The organism is Psychrobacter sp. UBA3962 (assembly GCF_002385225.1).
GTDB lineage: Bacteria > Pseudomonadota > Gammaproteobacteria > Pseudomonadales > Moraxellaceae > Psychrobacter.
The window spans coordinates 32,415-50,782 of record NZ_DGDC01000011.1 but is presented as its reverse complement, the minus strand read 5'-3'; the positions used below and the strand labels follow the sequence as shown (position 1 = coordinate 50,782).

Below are 18,368 nucleotides of genomic sequence, written 5' to 3'. Positions count from 1 at the left end.
TTATTTCAGGACGGGACAGTAGATAAAAAAAGAGCAGCTTCTATATGAGCTGCTCTTTTTTTTGGATAGTTTTTAGACGCTTGTTGACTGTTTTTGGATTAACAATAACTCATGGCGTTCTAAGACGATTTATCCGAATTAATTTTTGCTTCAGTGTCGGGCAAACGCTGAGGGTCTAATGAGCCATCAGCCTGCCTCGGGGCTTGAGAGTTACCATTGTCTTGTGACTGCAGGTTTTTGACCGAAGCGGGTCTACTGCCTTTATTGCCAGAAGCTTTGTTGGTATGGCCATTAACGCCACTACTGCCATTACTAGCATTGTTATCAGAGTGCTTTTGTAAGCTCTGCTCAAGCTTGGTTGCCAGCTCAGCCTCTAACTGCGTAGTAGGCAAAATTGTTGAAGCAGTCGTTGAAGGCTTGGCTTCACTGTTGTTGCTTGTAACATCTTGGCTAGGTTGAGTATCAGCTGCTTTAGCGGGTGGATCAACTGGCATTGAATCAGCTTTACTGATATCCAAACCATGGCTTGGATCCTCTACCCCTTCGGTGATGGTTTTCTCTTTACGTTTATCAGGGGGCTTTGAGGTGGCTTCAAACTGTGAGTTGGCTAAGGCGCGGGCTTGGTTTTGTTTCTCCGTGACATCAACTTCTTTTGGCTGCACTTCATCTTCAATGACCAGTGCCACCAGCTTATGGTCACGAGGAATCTCATTGTCAAAGCTGTCACTGATTACCTGTAAACGACCTTCTTTATCAATAGTGAATAAAGGCACAAATTGCTTATTGTCGGCCCGATACTGACTGTAGCTATAACTGTCAGTGATGTTGGTGATCTTTACCCGAGCCTTCTTCGACAGCATACTGGCCATCTTAGTATAGGTCACGTCCTTACCAAACAACCAACGTGAATTGAAGCCTGAGCGCTTCGTTTCTCTTTCAGTCTTTGATTTGTCTTCAGTGAACTTTAAGCGATAGATTTTTTGTTCGCCAAATTCATGGCGATAATGTAGCTCCGATAGGGTGTTCATCTCTTTATCAGTGCTCATAGCAAACAAGTGACCAATCCCGATTAAGTCCAAGTGACGTTCAGCATGATCAGAGATGGGATTGCCAAAATAGGTGCGTAATCCAGACATACGAGCTTTGGCAATATTGGTGTAGTTATTATGGGCCACCACAACATCGAAGCCTTGGTCTTGTAAAGCCGTGGCAACGGTAAGCGCTACAGGGTTTGAGCCAACAATAAGCACCCCGTTGCTGGCAGGCTCACGTACCCCAAGCAGGTTACCTACCATCTTTGCGCCCATGCCTTGAATGAGGACGGTGCCAATGATGACCATAAATACCAGCGGTACTAACAGCTCTACCCCTTGGATATCATACTCTTGCAGCCGAATAGCAAATAGAGAAGAGATGGCAGCAGCCACGATACCTCGAGGCCCAATCCAACTGATCATCATTTTTTCAGAAGTTTTTAAGTTAGAGCCCATAGAGGAAACCCACACCGACAAAGGGCGCGCCACAAACATAACAATGACTAATAATACTAAGCCTTGGAAGCCGACGCTTAACAGACTGTCTAATTCAACCCGAGCCGCCAATACAATAAACAAGACTGAGATTAATAGCAGAGTTAACGACTCATTAAATTCTAGGATCTGCTCACGGGGGAAGTCTTTCCAGTTGGCTAAAGCCACGCCCATCACCGTCACTGCCAATAGGCCTGACTCATGCTCTAGATGATTGGATACAGAGAATAGAAGCAGCACGAAAGCTAGAGTGAAAACGTTGTGTAAGAACTCAGGAATCATGTGACGTTTGATTAAGTTTGCCAGTACAAACGCCCCAAACATACCAATGGCAGTGGCAATAATCACAATCTCAGCAAATAAGAAGATGCTGTTGGCCTCACCGCCTGAGATGATGTATTCGTACACCAAAACCACAGCGATAGCGCCCACGGGATCAATAATGATCCCCTCCCATTTTAAGATATTGGAGATGGTCTTGTTAGGGCGCACACTGCGTAGCAGCGGCATAATCACCGTAGGACCGGTAACACAGACTAAGGAGCCAAATAGCAACGCAATTAGCGGATCGACATCGAATAATAGATAAGTAGATAGGGCGACCACAGCAATGGTAATTAATACCCCCACTGAGACCAACATTTGCACCACAGTGCCGTGTTGCTTAATTTCTTCGAATTCTAAGGTGAGTGAGCCTTCAAATAAAATGATGGCCACGCCCAAAGAGATAAAAGGGAACAGTAAATCCCCAATGACCGCATCGGGTTTAAAATAGCCCATTATCGGGCCAATAAAAATACCAATCAGTAATAAAAATAAAATTGACGGCTGTTTTAAATACCAAGCTAGCCATTGCGCAGCAATGCCTAGCCCAACCACGCCAGATAATAATAAGGCGGTATCCATAAAAAATCCTTGTGTATGCAGTGCCCTTTCCCAGTTACGCAGTCAGCATTTATTAAATCCAGCGGATATAAATATGCGGTTATGAAAAATAGTAAACAGGAATCGGTAAGTAGGCACTGTAAAAAAGCCCAGTGGTCTATGACTAGGCTTTACTAATGCAGGGCTTACCATAAAGTCATGTACTTAAATTTAGCCATGATTTGTAGCAGCTGATCTTTATTAGCGCTATTGTTTTGATAGTCCTATAACCCAGTGAGATTGGCAGATGATTGGCCATACATTGGGCGACTGTTGACACCCTGAGTAAAAAAAACTAGGGTTAAGTGAATTTATGATATCACGAAATAAAGTAACAGATGCGGTACAATTACCCAAGGATGCTGTAGTTTTTGACCCAGTTACTAAATTAGAAAGCAACTGCAATTCAAGCGATGCTTGCTCGTGCTATAAGTGGCTAGCGTATGCTATAAAAACGCCTTATCATGAATTACAGATTTTATAAATGATTATAATTAACGGCTGTGGCTGTAAAGTTGACATGACCCACGAATGGACTGAGGTCAACCTATTGTTTAACACAGACCCTCCAGGAGAATTACTATAATGAATAGTGCTTCACAGACAGACAATCCTCGTACCACTGCAGTGAACGCTGTAACAGAAGATCGGGCAGACGATGCCTTAGTCTTCCCTAATATTTTGAGCCAAAAGCTCACCAAAATTCAGCAAGCCCTAAAAGCGGTAAGTGTGGGTTCAGTGCTGGCAGCCAGTAGCTTAGGGCTAGGAGCAGTGAGTACGGCCTTAACTACCGGCGCTTTGGTGGCGGCCACTGCGACCCCCTCAGTGGCTCAAGCGGCTTTGGTGGCCTCCGACTTCTCAGATCTGGTGGAACAGGTAAGTCCAGGTGTGGCCCGAGTTAACGTGGTCACTAAAGTGAGTGAAGAAGAGTTGGCTAAGGCTCAAACCGTTGAGCTACTGCGTCAGTTCTTTGGTGATAGAATTCGCATTCCAGGCGCTCAGCCTCCAGCTATTGAGTATAACTATGGTACTGGGTTCTTTGTGAGTACCGATGGTTATATGTTAACCAACCACCACGTGATTGCCGGTGCAGATAAAATTACCGTCACCCTAAATGACCGAACTGAATTGGATGCCACATTAGTAGGCAGTGATGAGCGCTCCGATGTGGCGGTGCTCAAAGTAAAAGCGTCGCCTGGTAAGTCCTATCCCGCCTTGCCCACAGGAGACTCAAATGCGGTAAGAGTGGGGGAGCCGGTATTGGCCATTGGCTCTCCTTTTGGTTTCGACTACTCAGCTTCTGCGGGTATCGTTAGTGCCAAATCTCGTAACTTTTCACGTGATATCAGCGTGCCTTTTATTCAGTCAGACGTGGCGCTAAACCCTGGTAACTCTGGCGGCCCTTTGTTTAACCGCAATGGACAAGTGATTGGTATTAACTCGCGAATTTTTAGTGGCACCGGTGGTTACATGGGGCTGTCCTTCTCAATCCCCATTAACGAAGCCTTAGACATCTACCAGCAGCTCAAACAAACTGGGGTAGTGTCGCGTGCTTATATGGGTATCTTCCCGCAAGATATAGATCGCAACTTAGCAGAAGCTTATGGTCTAAGTAAGCCACAAGGGGCTTTATTGATTAAAGTGACGCCAAACTCTCCGGCAGAAGCATCAGGACTGAAAGCTGGTGATATTATCACTCAATACAACAATAAGATGATTTTAGAGTCGTCAGATTTATTAAACATCATTAACCGCAGTAAGCCAGGTGATGCCTTTAACGCTGTGGTGTTACGTCAAGGCAAGCAGCTAAATATCAGAGGTAAACTATCAGCAGCGCCTGATGAGGTTTCCCCTGATGCCGTGGTCACCAAAGCCAATAACAGTCAGATTCGTCTAGGATTACGTATACAAGCCTTACCGCGTGAGAGCTTGGCTAAGCTAGGCGGAGAAGGGGTGTTGATCACAGAAGTTGATCCTACTGGGCTCGCCGCTCGTGCTGGGCTAAGACCAGGGGATGTGATTACCAACTTACACCAGAAGTCGATCAGCAGTATCGATGACTTCCAACGCGCCCTACGTCAGCTTCCAGAAGAGGGGGTGGTAACCATTGAGGTTATTCGTCAGGGTATCCCAGCCATTATCGGTCTGCGTTTGGATTAAGAACGAACTGTTAATTTTTAACTTTCTATTTCAGAAAGCAAAAAGCGACGCTACTTTTTTTTGAGTGCGTCGCTTTTTTATTGTCGGTTTCTATTAATACAGATTAAAGAGATAAGAGGGATAGAATAAAAAAAATAACAGAATAAATATAGCAGACATAAAAAAACCTCCAATCGTTCTGATTGGAGGTTTAGTGCTTATCTATTAACAAATATAACGCTAAGGATAAGCTCGAATAGGTGGTATCCCGTAGGGGATTCGAACCCCTGTTACCGCCGTGAAAGGGCGGGGTCCTAGGCCTCTAGACGAACGGGACACAAAATCATGTAAACATGAAATAGTTTTACAACGTAAGGTGCTATAAATAGCTTTGCCTAGGTGCTTACGTTGGTGCCGCTGACAATCATTATATACTAAATATTCTGAGTATCAACTAATCTTAAATGTGGTGGAGCTAAACGGAGTCGAACCGTTGACCCCTTGCATGCCATGCAAGTGCTCTACCAACTGAGCTATAGCCCCTCTCTAAGAGTGGGCGTATTATATGCGGGTAATGAAATGTTGTCAACACTTTTTTTCAACTATTTTAAAAATATTTCAAAAAAGAGGCTTTTTACAGCAAAAACAGCGTTTATACCTACCATCCCATAAGATGTGGCGGGCATTATAGGTCAAAATGATCGCTATGAAAAGCCCAATAATCAAAAATAGTGCTATTTTTTTAATCCTTTTTAAAACTTAGTCGAATTGGCCACTAATTTGCGGCTTTAAAAGGGGTGTGGTTCCAGTAAGCGAGTAATAAAAAAGGGGGTCAAATTAAATTTGACCCCTTTATTTCAAAACCAGGCTTGGACTAGGGGCTAGCCCTCGATTATCTATTAAGCTATCTTGGTATGAGTCTAACTTTTGAGTTAAGCGCCCTCACCAAAGCGACCTTGTTGAAAGTCATTTATAGCTTGAATAATCTCCTGCTCACTGTTCATCACAAAGGGGCCATATTGCACGATAGGCTCCTTCAAGGGGCGACCGGTGACCAAGATAACTTTGGTAGCCTCGCTACCGGCTTGGATGGTGATGCCATCCGCATTGGGGTCATTTTTTAGGATGGCCATGTTTTTAAGGGGTACTTGCTTGCCTTCAATACTGGCATTGCCACGGTACACAAACACAAAAGCATTGTGATTGGGTGGAATGTTATGGCTAAAGCTGGCACCTGCTGGTAAATGAATGTCTAGATAGGTAGGTTCAGTGACTTCTCGAGTTACCGCCCCTGCTATGCCATTGGACTCACCGGCGATTACCGTTACTTCTGTGCCATTTTCGGTCACAAACTTTGGCAAGTCAGCATTTTGGAAGTCTTGGTACCAAGGATTGTTCATCTTGTCTTTGGCCGGTAAGTTTAACCAAAGCTGAAAGCCTTCCATTTCACCATCTTCTTGCTCAGGGATTTCTGAGTGAATAACTCCACTAGCAGCCGTCATCCACTGTACACCACCATTTTCGAGTAACCCTTCATTGCCAGCACTGTCTTTATGACGCATACGGCCAGTAATCATATAGGTGATGGTTTCAAAGCCACGGTGAGGATGGTTTGGAAAGCCAGCGATATAATCCTCTGGATCATCGCTTTTAAAGTTGTCTAACATCAAGTAAGGGTCAAGACGCTGCTGCAATTGATGAGTCAGCACTCGAGTTAGTTTAACGCCCGCCCCATCTTGGGTGTCTATACCAGCATAAAGCTGTTCAACTTGACGAGGTTGAGTAAGCATCACCTCGTTTTTTATAGGGCTAGTCATTATTTTTCTCCTGATGTCTGATATATCTTGTATTTGGTTTCTACTGCCATCAATATCAAGGCGTAACCATGTGTTATAGTTGTTAACTGCCTATTTTGAATATTAATTAATCATAACCCTATATTCGATTGTTAAAAGCTTACTGCTGAAATAAACAGTGCTTATTTTAGAATCCTGATTTGGAATACCATTTTGAAATATATAGCCCATTATCCTGCTCATATCCAAGATCAAGTTAAGTCCCTTATTGAGCAGGATAAACTGGGCCTGTATTTGCAACAAAAATACCCAGAGACACATCAAATTCAAAGCGATAAAGCCTTGTATCAATATGTGACCGAGATAAAAAACCGACACATGAAAAATGTGGGTACCTTATCGCAGGTCAGCTATAACAGTAAACTTAAAGTATTAAAGCAGGCTCTCGGCATACACACCCACCAGTCTCGGGTGCAGGGCAGTAAACTTAAATCGCATAACAGTATTACCGTCGCTAGTGTGTTCAAAGAAGCGCCGCTTGAGTTTTTGCAAATGATAGTGGTACACGAATTGGCCCATTTTAAAGAAAGCGAGCACAACAAAGCTTTTTATCAGCTGTGTTGTCACATGCAGCCTGATTATCATCAGGTTGAGCTGGACATGCGGTTGTGGTTGCTGTGGCGAGATTTGCAAAAGTCTCAAGGATAAAAGATTTTTTGTAAAAAGGGCTGACAATAACTGACAGCCCTTTTCTTATTTTTCTAATTTAGAAACTTACGTATGCTATTAGCTCAGTTGTAGCGAGCCTGTGGCACCCATCATTAAATCAACGACATCACCTCCATCTATAACTTCAAAACGGGGATCAATCTCTGATTCTTTAATGCCGTTATGCTGCATACAAGCGCCACATACCAGTACATTTCCACCCTGTTCAATAAATTTTTCTAGTAAGTCTTTAGCAGGTTTAAAGGGGGCGCCAATATCTATCTCATCTAGCGCATTAGGCTTAGAAAGTTTAACAGCATCTATAAATAAGATAACGCTTGCTGAATGGCCTTTCTCTAATGCTTTAACGGCCATGGTTAAGCCGACAGTAATTTTACTTGGATTGCTGGTATCATCGAATAAAGTGGTTACAAAATCTGTTACGTTGGGCATGATGTGCTCCTTGGTTTTGGGTGTCTTATTATAAGTGGATTGGATTTCTTGCTATAAGGGGAGTGGGTATCTAGTTACCTTATTATTTAGTCTCTGATTATTAGAATAACAATTATTATATTTTTTTATATAATGTTTTGTCGTAAGCCTGTTATAGGTAGGTAAGCTAAGATTTCTAAAGATTTAAAAGAGGGTAGGCTATAAGCTTTATTTTTTTAATAGGCATAAAAAAGCTGAGTATGTAACTCAGCTTTTGGGGTTTGGGAAGCTACTGCTTATAACTAGATGGCATTACCGCCGGCACTGTTCCATATTCTAGTAAATCCAATAGCTGGAAGAGATAATAAATCATTATCTAGTTTGACTGAGACTGGAGAGACAGATGTTCTAAAAAGATTAACCACGTAGCGATGTCCACGTTCTGTTTCTGGGGTATAACTATAAAAGTACTTATTTGCATCACCAAACTTTCTGCACCAGCGTGACATTTTTACAGCTTGTCCATTAAATACCAAAGTTGTACTTGTAGGATAACTAGTCTCATAGCTGCACACATTATTATCACCCAAATAAGCACTAGAAAAATAAAGTCTTTGCTCTCCTGCTTTAGAGTGAGCTACAACAGCATCGAAGATTTTTAAGTTCGAATCGTAATCTGAATTATACATTATAGATGTTCCAAACCCACCGGATGCTTCGCCCCAAGGAAGTGTTATAAGAGTAGTTGTTGCATAACTATTTAAAGAAAAAGATAAAGAGATAACTAAAGCAAAGATATACTTTATTACTTTCATAGTTTAAGTCTCAAAAGTAAGCAATTAATAAAATAATAGATTGTTCTATTAAGGTTTATTTTACAATAACTTACATTTTTTTGATAGTTATGACATAAAAAACGCAGATTCTGCGTATGCAAAAACTGCGTTATTGATCACTCAAATATTATCGCTTATTAAAGCAATACTATGCTCTTAAAAGCAATTGTAATACTGTTTAAGCACCGATTTTACGACCATCTTTTTTGCTAATCATAATGACAGAGGAGCGAGGGGTTTGTCCTTTGTGTGGGAAAGTTGAATCATTTTTCTCGCCTGGATGCTGCACATTAACAAACATAGTGCACTCATTATGGGCCCAAGCTATACCGGTAATTTCACACGAGTTTGGACCGGTTAAGAAGCGGCGGATTTCACCGGTAATAGGGTCACCACACAGCATTGAGTTGTGTCCTTGCCCTGCAAAATCACCGTCGTTACTGTATTTACCATCGGTTTGAATCCAAATACGACCACTCGAATCAAAGCCAATACCATCTGGGCTATTAAAAGAGTTTTCAGCAGTGACGTTATCACTACCAGAGCGAGGGTCGCCCTTAGGATAAACGTTAGGATTGCCTGCCATTACGTACATATCCCATTCGAAGGTTTCAGCCGTATGGTCATCCCCAGTTTCACGCCAGCGGATAATATGTCCATAAATGTTGTCTGAGCGTGGGTTTGCAGCGTTAGGCGCAAAGGTATCACCGCGTTTGCTATTATTAGTCAGGGTACAGAACACCATGCCATTTAACGGGTTAACCGCAATCCACTCAGGTCTATCCATCTGGGTGCCACCGACAAGGTCAGCTGCTTGACGGGTGTGAATAGCAATATCAGCCTGTGATTCAAAACCATTGGCTTTGGTTAAACCATTTTTGCCATGCTCTAGGGCGACCCAGCGTCCTGTTCCTTTTAATGGCTCCTTACCCCCATCAAAGATAGCAACATATAAAGTACCTTCATCTAACAGGTCTTTGTTATGAGCGATGTCCCCTTTTTTATAGGCTCGTTTACTAACGAATTTATAGATGCGTTCGCCGCGCTCATCATCGCCCATATAAGCAACTACTTTGCCATTTTTAGCCACTTGTAGTGCTACGTTCTCATGTTTGAAGCGGCCTAGGGCAGTACGTTTAACTGGGGTGCTATTTGGGTTTAAAGGATCAATTTCGACAACCCAGCCAAAGCGGTTAATTTCATTAGGATTTTTGCTTAAGTCAAAGCGATCATCAAACTTCTCCCAGCCATAGCCAGACTCCGCTTGTACCCCATAGCGTTTCATGTCTTTATTAATCACTGCGGCATTTGAAGCCCCGAACATGTCATCAAAGTTTTCTTCGCAGGTGACATAAGTATTCCAAGGCGTCTTACCACTAGAACAGTTACCAAATGTACCCAGAACATGCTTGCCATGGGGGTCAGCCTTTGTTTTTAGTAAGTCATGTCCCTTGGCAGGGCCAGACACCAGCATTGGCGTATGGGCGGTAACACGGCGGTTTAATGGCGAATTAACATCAAAGCGCATTTTGTTAGTCCCATCAGCTTTTAAGCCCAGCAGACTAAGTCCAACCACATTTTGGCTTTTTAGTACTTCGTCAGCCGTCTTTGGCATATCCTCTTTATGGGGGAAAAGGGTATTTTGGTTGGGATATTCGTTATTGACCGCTAATACACCACCGGCACGGTTAATTTCAAAAAACTCCATACCATCGTTGTTTTCACCAAACATCTTGGCATAATCTGCGCCTTTATTGCTACGGTCGTCCTTAAAACTTGGGGCATCTGGGAAAAGTTTGTCCCCAAACGAAATTAACACCTCAGCATTGTAACCCTCAGCGATACGTACAGAGTCTGTAGTGGCTGCTGGTAAAGCCTTAAAGTTTAGCAACTTTGATTTACCAGCTGCGTTAGCAAATACTGATGGACTGTAACCTCCTAAAAATGCAGCTCCTGAAAGGATACTACCTGTCTTCAAAAAACCACGGCGAGATAAGCTAATAGTCATTTTTAAACCTATAAATAAATAGATGTTTAGGGTTGGCGTAAGTAATACATAGAGTGGGTTATAGAACAGGTACTATAGTCATTGAATATTGCAATAATATGTCATTGTTAATTTGGCTAGCTGGATAGCTATCCTTTTACGGTAAAAGGATAGCCAGTATTGTGATAATGGGTGGTAACAGTAAATGCTGAAAGCTGACAATTGAAAACTGCAAAAAAACGCAAGCTTTGCTTTTGCAAAACTTGCGTTTTATATTTTTACTATCTACTGTTATTTGATTTTTATGGGATAAACTTATTATAAATATAACTATTTATGTCTTTAATTCTTTTGAAAAAAAATAAAAAGCTGAATTTTAAAAAGTAAGGTCATCTGAATCTATTTTAACTATAGACTCTTGACTTAATAGAGGTGATTATTAGAATAATAGAGGCATCTAGGATTCGCCTAGGTGGAAAAGTATGTCAACATTCGGATTGTAGACCCAAATGACCATTCTAACGTTAGAATGCTAATTTGTGTCGTTCCACAATCGCTGAGTAGATATACAACCAGTATATTTATTAAGTTGATTAATAGGTTGATCATACGGCATCTCCTAATACATGTTGGACTGTACCATTAGGAGGTCACCTTTTTTGTTTCTAAAAGGGTGGCGTAGACTTTGGAGGGGCGCTTCACTAGAAGTAAAGGATTGCAGTCGTCTGACCCTCCTCAGTTGGCAATGGAGATGATATGGTTTTAGTTGATAAAAAATTCTTCGAAGAGCGTAACAAGAAGCGTAACTATTTACATTTTGATAAAAAACGCTCTCCCTCCTTTGTATATGAATATGTTATAAACCCTTCTAACATTGTTAAGCACTCTTTTTATCCCTTTATATTTTATAACTTAGTGGATAATAAAATTAAAAGGGTAGCTAAATATTATAATAATAAATTAAAATTCCACCCTCTTTCGAAACCTCCTCTTATTATTCATCATCATCTTTATCCTTTTATATCCTATACATTAACTAATAAAGCAAATATTGAGGGATATAAATATGTTTTAAACAGCCCAAAAGTAAGAGGTATAAGCTACGCCAGTCATCTTGATAGTGATATTTATGCTTATTATTCTAGGTTACTAGAAACTCCTTATGAGAAATTTCTTGTTGATAATAATCTCGAAGACTGTTCTTTAGCCTATAGGAAAGTCGAGCGAGTTATTGACGGTAAGTTAGTTTCTAAATGTAATATTCACTTCAGTAAAGACGTTTTCGATATTATTCGTACTAAAAAAGACTGTATAGTGCTTTGCTATGATGTTGAGAATTTTTTTGATCGTTTTGATCACCAGATTTTAAAGAAAAATTGGTGTGATTTATTACAAAATACTCAATTACCACCTGATCATTATAAAGTTTATAAGTCCCTTACAAGGTTTGCTTCTGTTGATAAAGAAGAGCTTTATAAAGAGTTAGGATTATCGCTCAATTCCAAAACGCTTCACAAGCGTTATGAGGTGCTCTGTAGCTCTAAAGATTTTAGAGATAGAATAAGAGGGAAGAGGCTAATTAACGTCAATAAGTCTGGTAAAGGCATCCCACAAGGCTCTCCAATTAGCGGTCTACTTTCTAATGTTTATATGATTGAGTTTGATAAAGAAGTAAATAGCTACTTGGCTCAGCTGGGTGGTAAGTACTTCAGATATAGCGATGATATGATTTTCATCATAGATAAAGAACAAGAACAGCAGGCTATAAGCTTTATTAAGTGTGCTATACAAAAAATTAAACTTAATATTAATAATAAGAAAACTCAAAGAGTTGAGTTCAAAGATGGCTTCATAAATCATGATATAAACAATAGAAGCTTCAACAATCCAGATAAACTTCAATACTTAGGATTATTATTTGATGGTAAGCAGGTTTTTCTCAGAGAAACTGGTCAGACTAGATATAGGCGTAAGTTACGAAAAGCAGTAAGAATGCGTACGGCACATTATAGGAGGCTTAAGGAGAAAGACAATCTAAATAGCCCTAATATGTATATGCGTACATTGCATACAAGATTTACTTATATAGGTCAAAGAAATTATGTAAGTTATGCTTTTAGGGCATCTAGGATTCATGAGTCAAAAAATATCAAAAGACAGGTAAAAGGGCATTACAATTTATTTAATGACTATTTAAATAAAAAAAAGTGAGCCTTAACTAGGTAAGACTCACGTTCTATTCATACTCAACTAAAGTTTTGGCTTATTATGCCTATTAATTAGCTATTCAGCAGCCAAAAAGTCTGGCATATCGGCAGCGGTTTTCTCAATTTTCTTCAGCTTCTTCTTACCCAGTCCGCCCAATACTTCTACCGCATGACGCAGGCGAGCCATGGTCATATCAGCACCGATGATGTACATAGAGTTCATCACAGGCGTAGAGGAGGTGCTACCGGCAATAGCCACAAAGAAGGGGGCCATCATGTCACGCAGTTTGATGTCCATGGCTGCGCTTAAGCCTTTTAGGGTCTTAAAGATGTTGTCTTCGGTCCACTCTGGAAGTGTTTCTAGCTTCCAAGTGGCGATTTGTAAGATTTCCACGATTTGCTCAGCGCTTAGTGACTTATGCTCGAAGTCCTCAGCTTTAATATCCGGTAAGTTTTGGAAATAAAATCCGCCCCAGTTTACCGCGTCTGATAATAGATGAATACGAGGCTGAATGGCCGCTGCAATGGCAGTCAGTTTATCTGAGTCATTAGCCCAAGCTAAAATTCTTTCTTTTAGCTGCTCTGGCGATAATTGACGTAAATACTCAGCGTTTAACCAGTGCAATTTTTCGATATCGAAGATAGGCCCGCCTAATGACACACGAGTGATATCAAAGCTTTCAATCATCTCATCTAGTGTGAACTGCTCTTCTTCATTTGGCATCGAGTAGCCCATACGCCCTAAATAGTTCAATAACGCTTCAGGCAACACGCCGGCATCACGATAATAGGTGATAGAGGTTGGGTTTTTACGCTTAGACAGCTTCGATTTGTCTGGGTTACGCAGCAGCGGCATATGGCACAGTACTGGCATTTCCCAACCAAAGTATTCGTATAATAACTGATGCTTAGGCGCCGAGTTTAACCACTCTTCACCACGAATCACGTGAGTGATTTGCATTAAGTGATCATCCACCACGTTGGCCAAATGGTAGGTTGGCAGGCCATCGGTTTTTAGCAGCACTTGCATGTCCACTTGTTCCCAAGGAATCTCGACCTCACCGCGTAGCATGTCTTGAACCTTACACACGCCTTCGGTAGGCACTTTCATACGGATAACGAAAGGCTTGCCTTCAGCGGCTAATTTGTCAGATTCCTCGCGAGATAAATTGGCATAACGGCCGTCATAATGAGGGTTCTCGCCACGTGCGATTTGCTCTTTACGCATCTCATCCAGTTCCTCGCTGGTAGCGAAACAGCGGAATGCATGGCCTTTGTCCAATAATTCTTGGGCGTGCTTTTTATAAATGTCGCTACGCTCACTTTGACGGTAAGGGGCATGTGGACCGCCCACATCAGGACCTTCTGCCCAATCAAGACCGACCCAGCGCAGGGCATCCAAAATCATTTTTTCAGACTGTTCAGTAGAGCGGCTCTGGTCAGTGTCTTCGATACGCAAGATAAATTCACCGCCGTTGGCTTTAGCAAAGGCTAAGTTGAATAGAGCGATATAGGCAGTACCCACGTGTGGAAAGCCCGTTGGAGAAGGGGCAATACGGGTACGAACAGGACGATTTTCAGTAGTCTGTGTCATAAGGTTTCTCTTATAATCTGTTTATATTAAAAATGGGCGAAAAAATCGATAGTAATTACAATAAAAGGGATAATAATAAGAATTAAAAGGCAATGATAATTTAAAAGACATTATAACAGGTTTGGGCTACAGCTCATAAAACACAGATAGAGGGCCAACAAAGTTTTTAAATCCCAAAAAAAACTGTCAAAATTTTTGTCAAAACAAAGCTAGATAACAAAAAAAGCATATAATAGCGCTTTGTTGGTGTGGCTACCTTGACAAGCAGGTGTGACTTGCGATAATGAGGTCGAGGCTATTTAAACTTAGGTATTAACAGCTACTGATGTATTAATAGCTACTGTATTTACAGATTTTGTTTGGATGGCTTTTAGGGCTAGCCATTATTTTTATCACTGCTTATTGTATTTTTTACTCCATATTGCTTACTCCATTAAGGGAGCCTATTTATTGTGACCGATGCTCAATCCTCAGCTACACAGACCACCCCTTTAGCAAAATCCGATTTTAGCCACGAAACCGTGCTATTGTACGAGACGGTCGATGCTGTTTTAGGTAAAACGCCCACCAAAAAACAGAGTAAAAAAGTCACTGGGTCACAAGACAAGGTTTCCGGCATATTTGTTGATGCTACTTTTGGTCGAGGCGGGCACAGTAAGCTGCTTCTTGAGTCATTAAGTGATGATGGTCAGCTATTTGTCTTCGATAAAGACCCTGAAGCCATCGCGGTGGCAGAAGAAATAGCAAAAAGTGACAATCGTGTGACAGTTGTGCATGATAGTTTTGCCAATATAACCCACTGCTTACATCAGCATGGGGTTTTGCAAGTTAATGGCATTATGGCGGATTTAGGAGTCTCTTCTCCGCAGTTGGATGATGGCAGTCGTGGCTTTAGTTTTATGCGCGATGGAGCGATTGATATGCGCATGGACACCAGCCGCGGTCAGTCGGTAGGAGAGTGGCTGCAAACGGTTGAGGAAGAAGATCTGGCCAATGTGCTATTTGACTTCGGTGAAGAGCGCCACAGTCGCCGTATTGCCCGAGCGATTAAACAAATGGACAGCTATACTTCAACCTTAGAGTTGGCAGAAGTAATTAAGCAAGCCCACCCCAAGTGGCAAAAAGGCAAGCATCCAGCGACTCAAAGCTTTCAAGCGATGCGTATTTTTATTAATAATGAGCTTGGAGATATTGATAACTTCTTACAGCAAAGCCTGTCGCTACTGGCACCCGGTGGGCACTTGGCAGTGATTAGCTTTCATTCTTTAGAAGACCGCCGTATCAAGCAGTTTTTACAGCGTCACAGCCGTGGGCAGTACCCAGAAGATGAAAATCTGCCTATGCCGCCAGTGCGCCCTCGCTATTTTAGTAAGCCCATTCGTATCGCTCCGAGCAAGGCAGAAGTCAGTGTCAATAATCGCTCTAGAAGTGCTTGGTTAAGAGTGGCAACGCGTACCGATACCCCATATAATACCGACCCTGACGAGCTTCATAGTTAGCTTGAAAAAATAAGTAACACAATTTAGTCCTGATAAATAAAGCCACTCTATAATTGAGTCCTTTTTTACCCTTAAAGACCGCTCCGGTCATAACATCAGTCACCATATGGCAAATAACAAATCCCAAAGCTCGAACCAAATAGATAGAAACTCGCTGGAGATCAGTGAGTTTTTAACCAAGCGTTATCGTGGTGTTAGCGTCTACGGTGCTGTCATGATTTTGCTCGCAATAGGCATTATCTGGACGGCTATATTGACCGCAGAACAGGTGCAACAGTACCATGAAGACTATATGGCTTTGCAAAAAATGAAAGTTGAACATCGTAATTTACAAATTGAGAATCAGCGCTTGGTTATCGAACAACAGACCTTTAGCGCCACGCCGCAAATTGCCAGCCGTGCGGTGACTCAGCTAGGCATGTATTCTCCCTCAACCAAAGACAAACTGATATTGCAGCCCATGGCCGCCAAGCCTGGTGATAGACTAAATATTGAACAACCGACTGAATCTGACGAAGCAGAATTGACCATCCAGCAGCAAGGAGGCGAACATGACTAAGAAGCCTTCTACCCCCAGAAAAAAACCCAACACTCAAAAGACCAATGCTAGCAAAAATAGCGCTAGTAATAAGCCCATGCACGGTAAAGTCACCGAGCCTTTGGTGAAGCCCAAAAAAGCCTCTGCTGCAAAGTCAGGTAAAGCAAAAGGGGGCAGTGATCCAGAGGGCATGGCTAAGCTGAAATTCTGGAAAAAACCAAAGGAAAGCAGCGGCGCTTATACCAGTGTCAAACACCGTGGCGGCAAGATATTTAAGCCAGCAACGGTGGGGGCTTCAAATCGCGGCGGCGCAGAAAGTGACTTAATACGGTTTAAGCTTGTTTGGTGGGCGGCTATTGGTATCTTAGCGCTCTTGGTACTTCGTGCGTTTTATCTGCAGGTGTTTAATGCCGAAAAGTTCATCGAAATAGGTAATCAAATCATTACCAGTGAGCGTACTCAGCACTCTTATCGCGGTATGATTACCGATCGTAACCATCAACCTTTGGCGGTGAGTGCGCCGTTGTCTAGTGTGTCGTTTAGTCCTTACGACTATGCGCAGTGGTATTACGATATCCAAAAACGCATTAAAAGAAACGCCGATAACCCAGAAGCACAGCAAAGATTGCTACAAAAATTAAAAGAGATGGATTTGGCTCAGCTCGCTAGCGTGTCGGGGGTATCTGTTGATCGTTTGCAGCAAGCTGTGGCTCTTGATCATACGGTAGATGTTAGTAACGATGAAGCGGTAAAAGCAGTCCTGCCCAAAGGTTCAGGCTCGCATTATTTACCGTTATTGAACAAAGTGACGCCAGAGATTGCCGACGCGGTTATGGTGCTCAACTTCCCAGGCGTGTATGAAAAACAAGAGTTTCGCCGCTATTACCCACAGCCTCAGCCTAATGCGCAGTTGCTAGGGTTTATGGGGCATAATGCCAGCGATCCGAACAGTGGTTATGAAGGCCGTGCCGGTATTGAGCGTCAGTTTGAGGCGAAGCTGGCGGGAGAGGACGGCAAGGTTCGGGTATTAAAAGACCGTTATCAAAACAGCATTGAAGAGCTTGAGCAAATCAAGCCGGTGGTGCCTGGAGAGGACGTTACCCTATCTATTGATTCAAGACTGCAGTATTTATTATACAAAGAGCTTGAGCATGTTGGCCGAGTGCAAGAAGCCCGCTGGTCGACAGGGATAGTGGTCGATGTACACACCGGTGAGGTGTTAGCACTGTCTACTTGGCCTTCGTTTAATAACAACAATTTAAATGAAATGACGGGTAACAACCAACGTAACCGAGCAGTCTTAGACGTCTTTGAGCCTGGGTCAGTAATGAAGCCCTTTACTGTGGCTGCGGCCTTACAGTCTGGGAAATATACTGAAAACTCGTTAATTAATACCAGCCCCGGATCGATTAGAGTCCGAGGTTATACCATTCGAGATCACAATAACTTAGGCTCGATCAACATGTCTACCTTGATTCAAAAATCAAGTAACGTGGCCTCGACTAAGATTGCTTTATCTTTACCACCAGATGGTATTACCAATGTGCAAAAAGAGTTTGGGTTTGGCAAAAAGACCGCGCTGAATTTCCCAGGGGAGCAAGCCGGTATTATTCCGACGCCCAAAGAGATTGAAACCTCTCGCCGAGCCACGGTAAGTTATGGTTATGGCTTGCAGGTGACTTTAGCACAGATTGCACAAGCCTACGCTGCCTTAGGCTCAGGGGGTGTGTTGCATCCGCTCACTTTAGAGAAGCAAGAGCAGAAGCCTGTCGGCAAACGAGTGCTGGATGAGAAGCATGCGATGTCTGTGGTGAAGATGATGGAGACCGTTACTCAGCCCGGAGGTACCGCAACGGCTGCAGCCATTGATGGCTATCGCATTGCTGGTAAAACCGGGACTTCACGCCGTGTTAACCCTAAAGGCGGCTACTATACTGATCAGTACCGTACGGTCTTTGCAGGTATCGCGCCGGCATCAAACCCACGTTTGGCAACGGTTATCTTAGTAGAAGACCCACGTAAGACTTATTATGCAGGGGTTGTGGCTGCGCCGGTATTCAAGAGTGTGATGCAAGAAGCTTTACGTCTATATAACGTGCCACTCGATAAACCATTAAAAGCTGAATAGTAGCCAAGCAATACTTAGCTGAGTACAAAGTTGAATACAACCGAAGAAGGC

Annotated in this window: 12 protein-coding genes and 2 tRNA genes; 6 read left to right on the top strand and 8 right to left on the bottom strand. The window is 42.4% G+C overall.

Going from position 1 to position 18,368, the window contains the following annotated elements; translation table 11 throughout:
• Window positions 1–119 precede the first annotated feature (119 nt).
• Window positions 120–2,435, bottom strand: a complete 2,316-nt coding sequence (locus tag B3S92_RS03315; protein WP_296202718.1) for a cation:proton antiporter — start codon at window positions 2,433–2,435, stop codon at window positions 120–122.
• A 603-nt stretch (window positions 2,436–3,038) separates the two neighbouring features.
• On the opposite strand from B3S92_RS03315, the gene B3S92_RS03310 reads away from it, so the two are divergent.
• A complete protein-coding gene (locus B3S92_RS03310) occupies window positions 3,039–4,613 on the top strand; it encodes a Do family serine endopeptidase (protein ID WP_077451097.1) in 1,575 nt (524 codons plus the stop codon).
• Window positions 4,614–4,853: 240 nt separating this feature from the next.
• Here B3S92_RS03310 and B3S92_RS03305 read toward each other — a convergent pair.
• From B3S92_RS03305 to B3S92_RS03295, 3 genes are all read right to left on the bottom strand, one after another.
• Window positions 4,854–4,929, bottom strand: a tRNA-Glu gene (locus B3S92_RS03305).
• 130 nt (window positions 4,930–5,059) lie between these two features.
• Window positions 5,060–5,135: transfer RNA gene (locus B3S92_RS03300), tRNA-Ala, on the bottom strand.
• A gap of 389 nt (window positions 5,136–5,524) precedes the next feature.
• On the bottom strand, window positions 5,525–6,409 hold the full coding sequence (locus tag B3S92_RS03295) for a pirin family protein (RefSeq protein WP_077451096.1): 885 nt from the start codon (window positions 6,407–6,409) through the stop codon (window positions 5,525–5,527).
• A 189-nt stretch (window positions 6,410–6,598) separates the two neighbouring features.
• Between B3S92_RS03295 and B3S92_RS03290 the strand changes: the two genes are divergently transcribed.
• Window positions 6,599–7,096, top strand: coding sequence for a M48 family metallopeptidase (locus B3S92_RS03290; RefSeq protein ID WP_341864625.1), 498 nt, complete (start codon window positions 6,599–6,601; stop codon window positions 7,094–7,096).
• 78 nt (window positions 7,097–7,174) lie between these two features.
• On the opposite strand, the gene B3S92_RS03285 is transcribed toward B3S92_RS03290, so the two are convergent.
• From B3S92_RS03285 to B3S92_RS03275, 3 genes are all read right to left on the bottom strand, one after another.
• The gene (locus B3S92_RS03285; protein WP_077451094.1) at window positions 7,175–7,549 is read right to left on the bottom strand and encodes a DsrE family protein; all 375 of its coding nucleotides are present in this window, start codon (window positions 7,547–7,549) and stop codon (window positions 7,175–7,177) included.
• A gap of 281 nt (window positions 7,550–7,830) precedes the next feature.
• Window positions 7,831–8,343, bottom strand: a complete 513-nt coding sequence (locus B3S92_RS03280; protein ID WP_296202710.1) for a hypothetical protein — start codon at window positions 8,341–8,343, stop codon at window positions 7,831–7,833.
• A 199-nt stretch (window positions 8,344–8,542) separates the two neighbouring features.
• Complete coding sequence (locus B3S92_RS03275) at window positions 8,543–10,372, bottom strand: PhoX family protein (RefSeq protein WP_296202708.1); 1,830 nt, start codon at window positions 10,370–10,372, stop codon at window positions 8,543–8,545.
• A 735-nt stretch (window positions 10,373–11,107) separates the two neighbouring features.
• Between B3S92_RS03275 and drt2 the strand changes: the two genes are divergently transcribed.
• Window positions 11,108–12,562, top strand: a complete 1,455-nt coding sequence (gene drt2, locus B3S92_RS03270) for an antiviral reverse transcriptase Drt2 (protein ID WP_296202706.1) — start codon at window positions 11,108–11,110, stop codon at window positions 12,560–12,562.
• Window positions 12,563–12,634: 72 nt separating this feature from the next.
• Here drt2 and gltX read toward each other — a convergent pair whose 3' ends face one another.
• Window positions 12,635–14,152, bottom strand: coding sequence for a glutamate--tRNA ligase (gltX, locus tag B3S92_RS03265; RefSeq protein WP_077450226.1), 1,518 nt, complete (start codon window positions 14,150–14,152; stop codon window positions 12,635–12,637).
• 452 nt (window positions 14,153–14,604) lie between these two features.
• Between gltX and rsmH the strand changes: the two genes are divergently transcribed.
• From rsmH to B3S92_RS03250, 3 genes are all read left to right on the top strand, one after another.
• A complete protein-coding gene (rsmH, locus tag B3S92_RS03260; RefSeq protein ID WP_077450227.1) occupies window positions 14,605–15,651 on the top strand; it encodes a 16S rRNA (cytosine(1402)-N(4))-methyltransferase RsmH in 1,047 nt (348 codons plus the stop codon).
• 106 nt (window positions 15,652–15,757) lie between these two features.
• Entirely contained in the window at window positions 15,758–16,210 is a 453-nt protein-coding gene (gene ftsL, locus B3S92_RS03255) for a cell division protein FtsL (protein ID WP_077450228.1), read from the top strand.
• Between the two features lie 169 nt (window positions 16,211–16,379).
• Window positions 16,380–18,317, top strand: a complete 1,938-nt coding sequence (locus B3S92_RS03250) for a peptidoglycan D,D-transpeptidase FtsI family protein (RefSeq protein ID WP_414706987.1) — start codon at window positions 16,380–16,382, stop codon at window positions 18,315–18,317.
• Window positions 18,318–18,368 lie beyond the last annotated feature (51 nt).

Coding starts and splice junctions, on each gene's coding strand:
- B3S92_RS03315 (WP_296202718.1), bottom strand. CDS start 2,435: ATGGATACCGCCTTATTATTATCTGGCGTGGTTGGGCTAGGCATTGCT.
- B3S92_RS03310 (WP_077451097.1), top strand. CDS start 3,039: ATGAATAGTGCTTCACAGACAGACAATCCTCGTACCACTGCAGTGAAC.
- B3S92_RS03295 (WP_077451096.1), bottom strand. CDS start 6,409: ATGACTAGCCCTATAAAAAACGAGGTGATGCTTACTCAACCTCGTCAA.
- B3S92_RS03285 (WP_077451094.1), bottom strand. CDS start 7,549: ATGCCCAACGTAACAGATTTTGTAACCACTTTATTCGATGATACCAGC.
- B3S92_RS03280 (WP_296202710.1), bottom strand. CDS start 8,343: ATGAAAGTAATAAAGTATATCTTTGCTTTAGTTATCTCTTTATCTTTT.
- B3S92_RS03275 (WP_296202708.1), bottom strand. CDS start 10,372: ATGACTATTAGCTTATCTCGCCGTGGTTTTTTGAAGACAGGTAGTATC.
- drt2 (WP_296202706.1), top strand. CDS start 11,108: ATGGTTTTAGTTGATAAAAAATTCTTCGAAGAGCGTAACAAGAAGCGT.
- gltX (WP_077450226.1), bottom strand. CDS start 14,152: ATGACACAGACTACTGAAAATCGTCCTGTTCGTACCCGTATTGCCCCT.
- ftsL (WP_077450228.1), top strand. CDS start 15,758: ATGGCAAATAACAAATCCCAAAGCTCGAACCAAATAGATAGAAACTCG.
- B3S92_RS03250 (WP_414706987.1), top strand. CDS start 16,380: ATGGCTAAGCTGAAATTCTGGAAAAAACCAAAGGAAAGCAGCGGCGCT.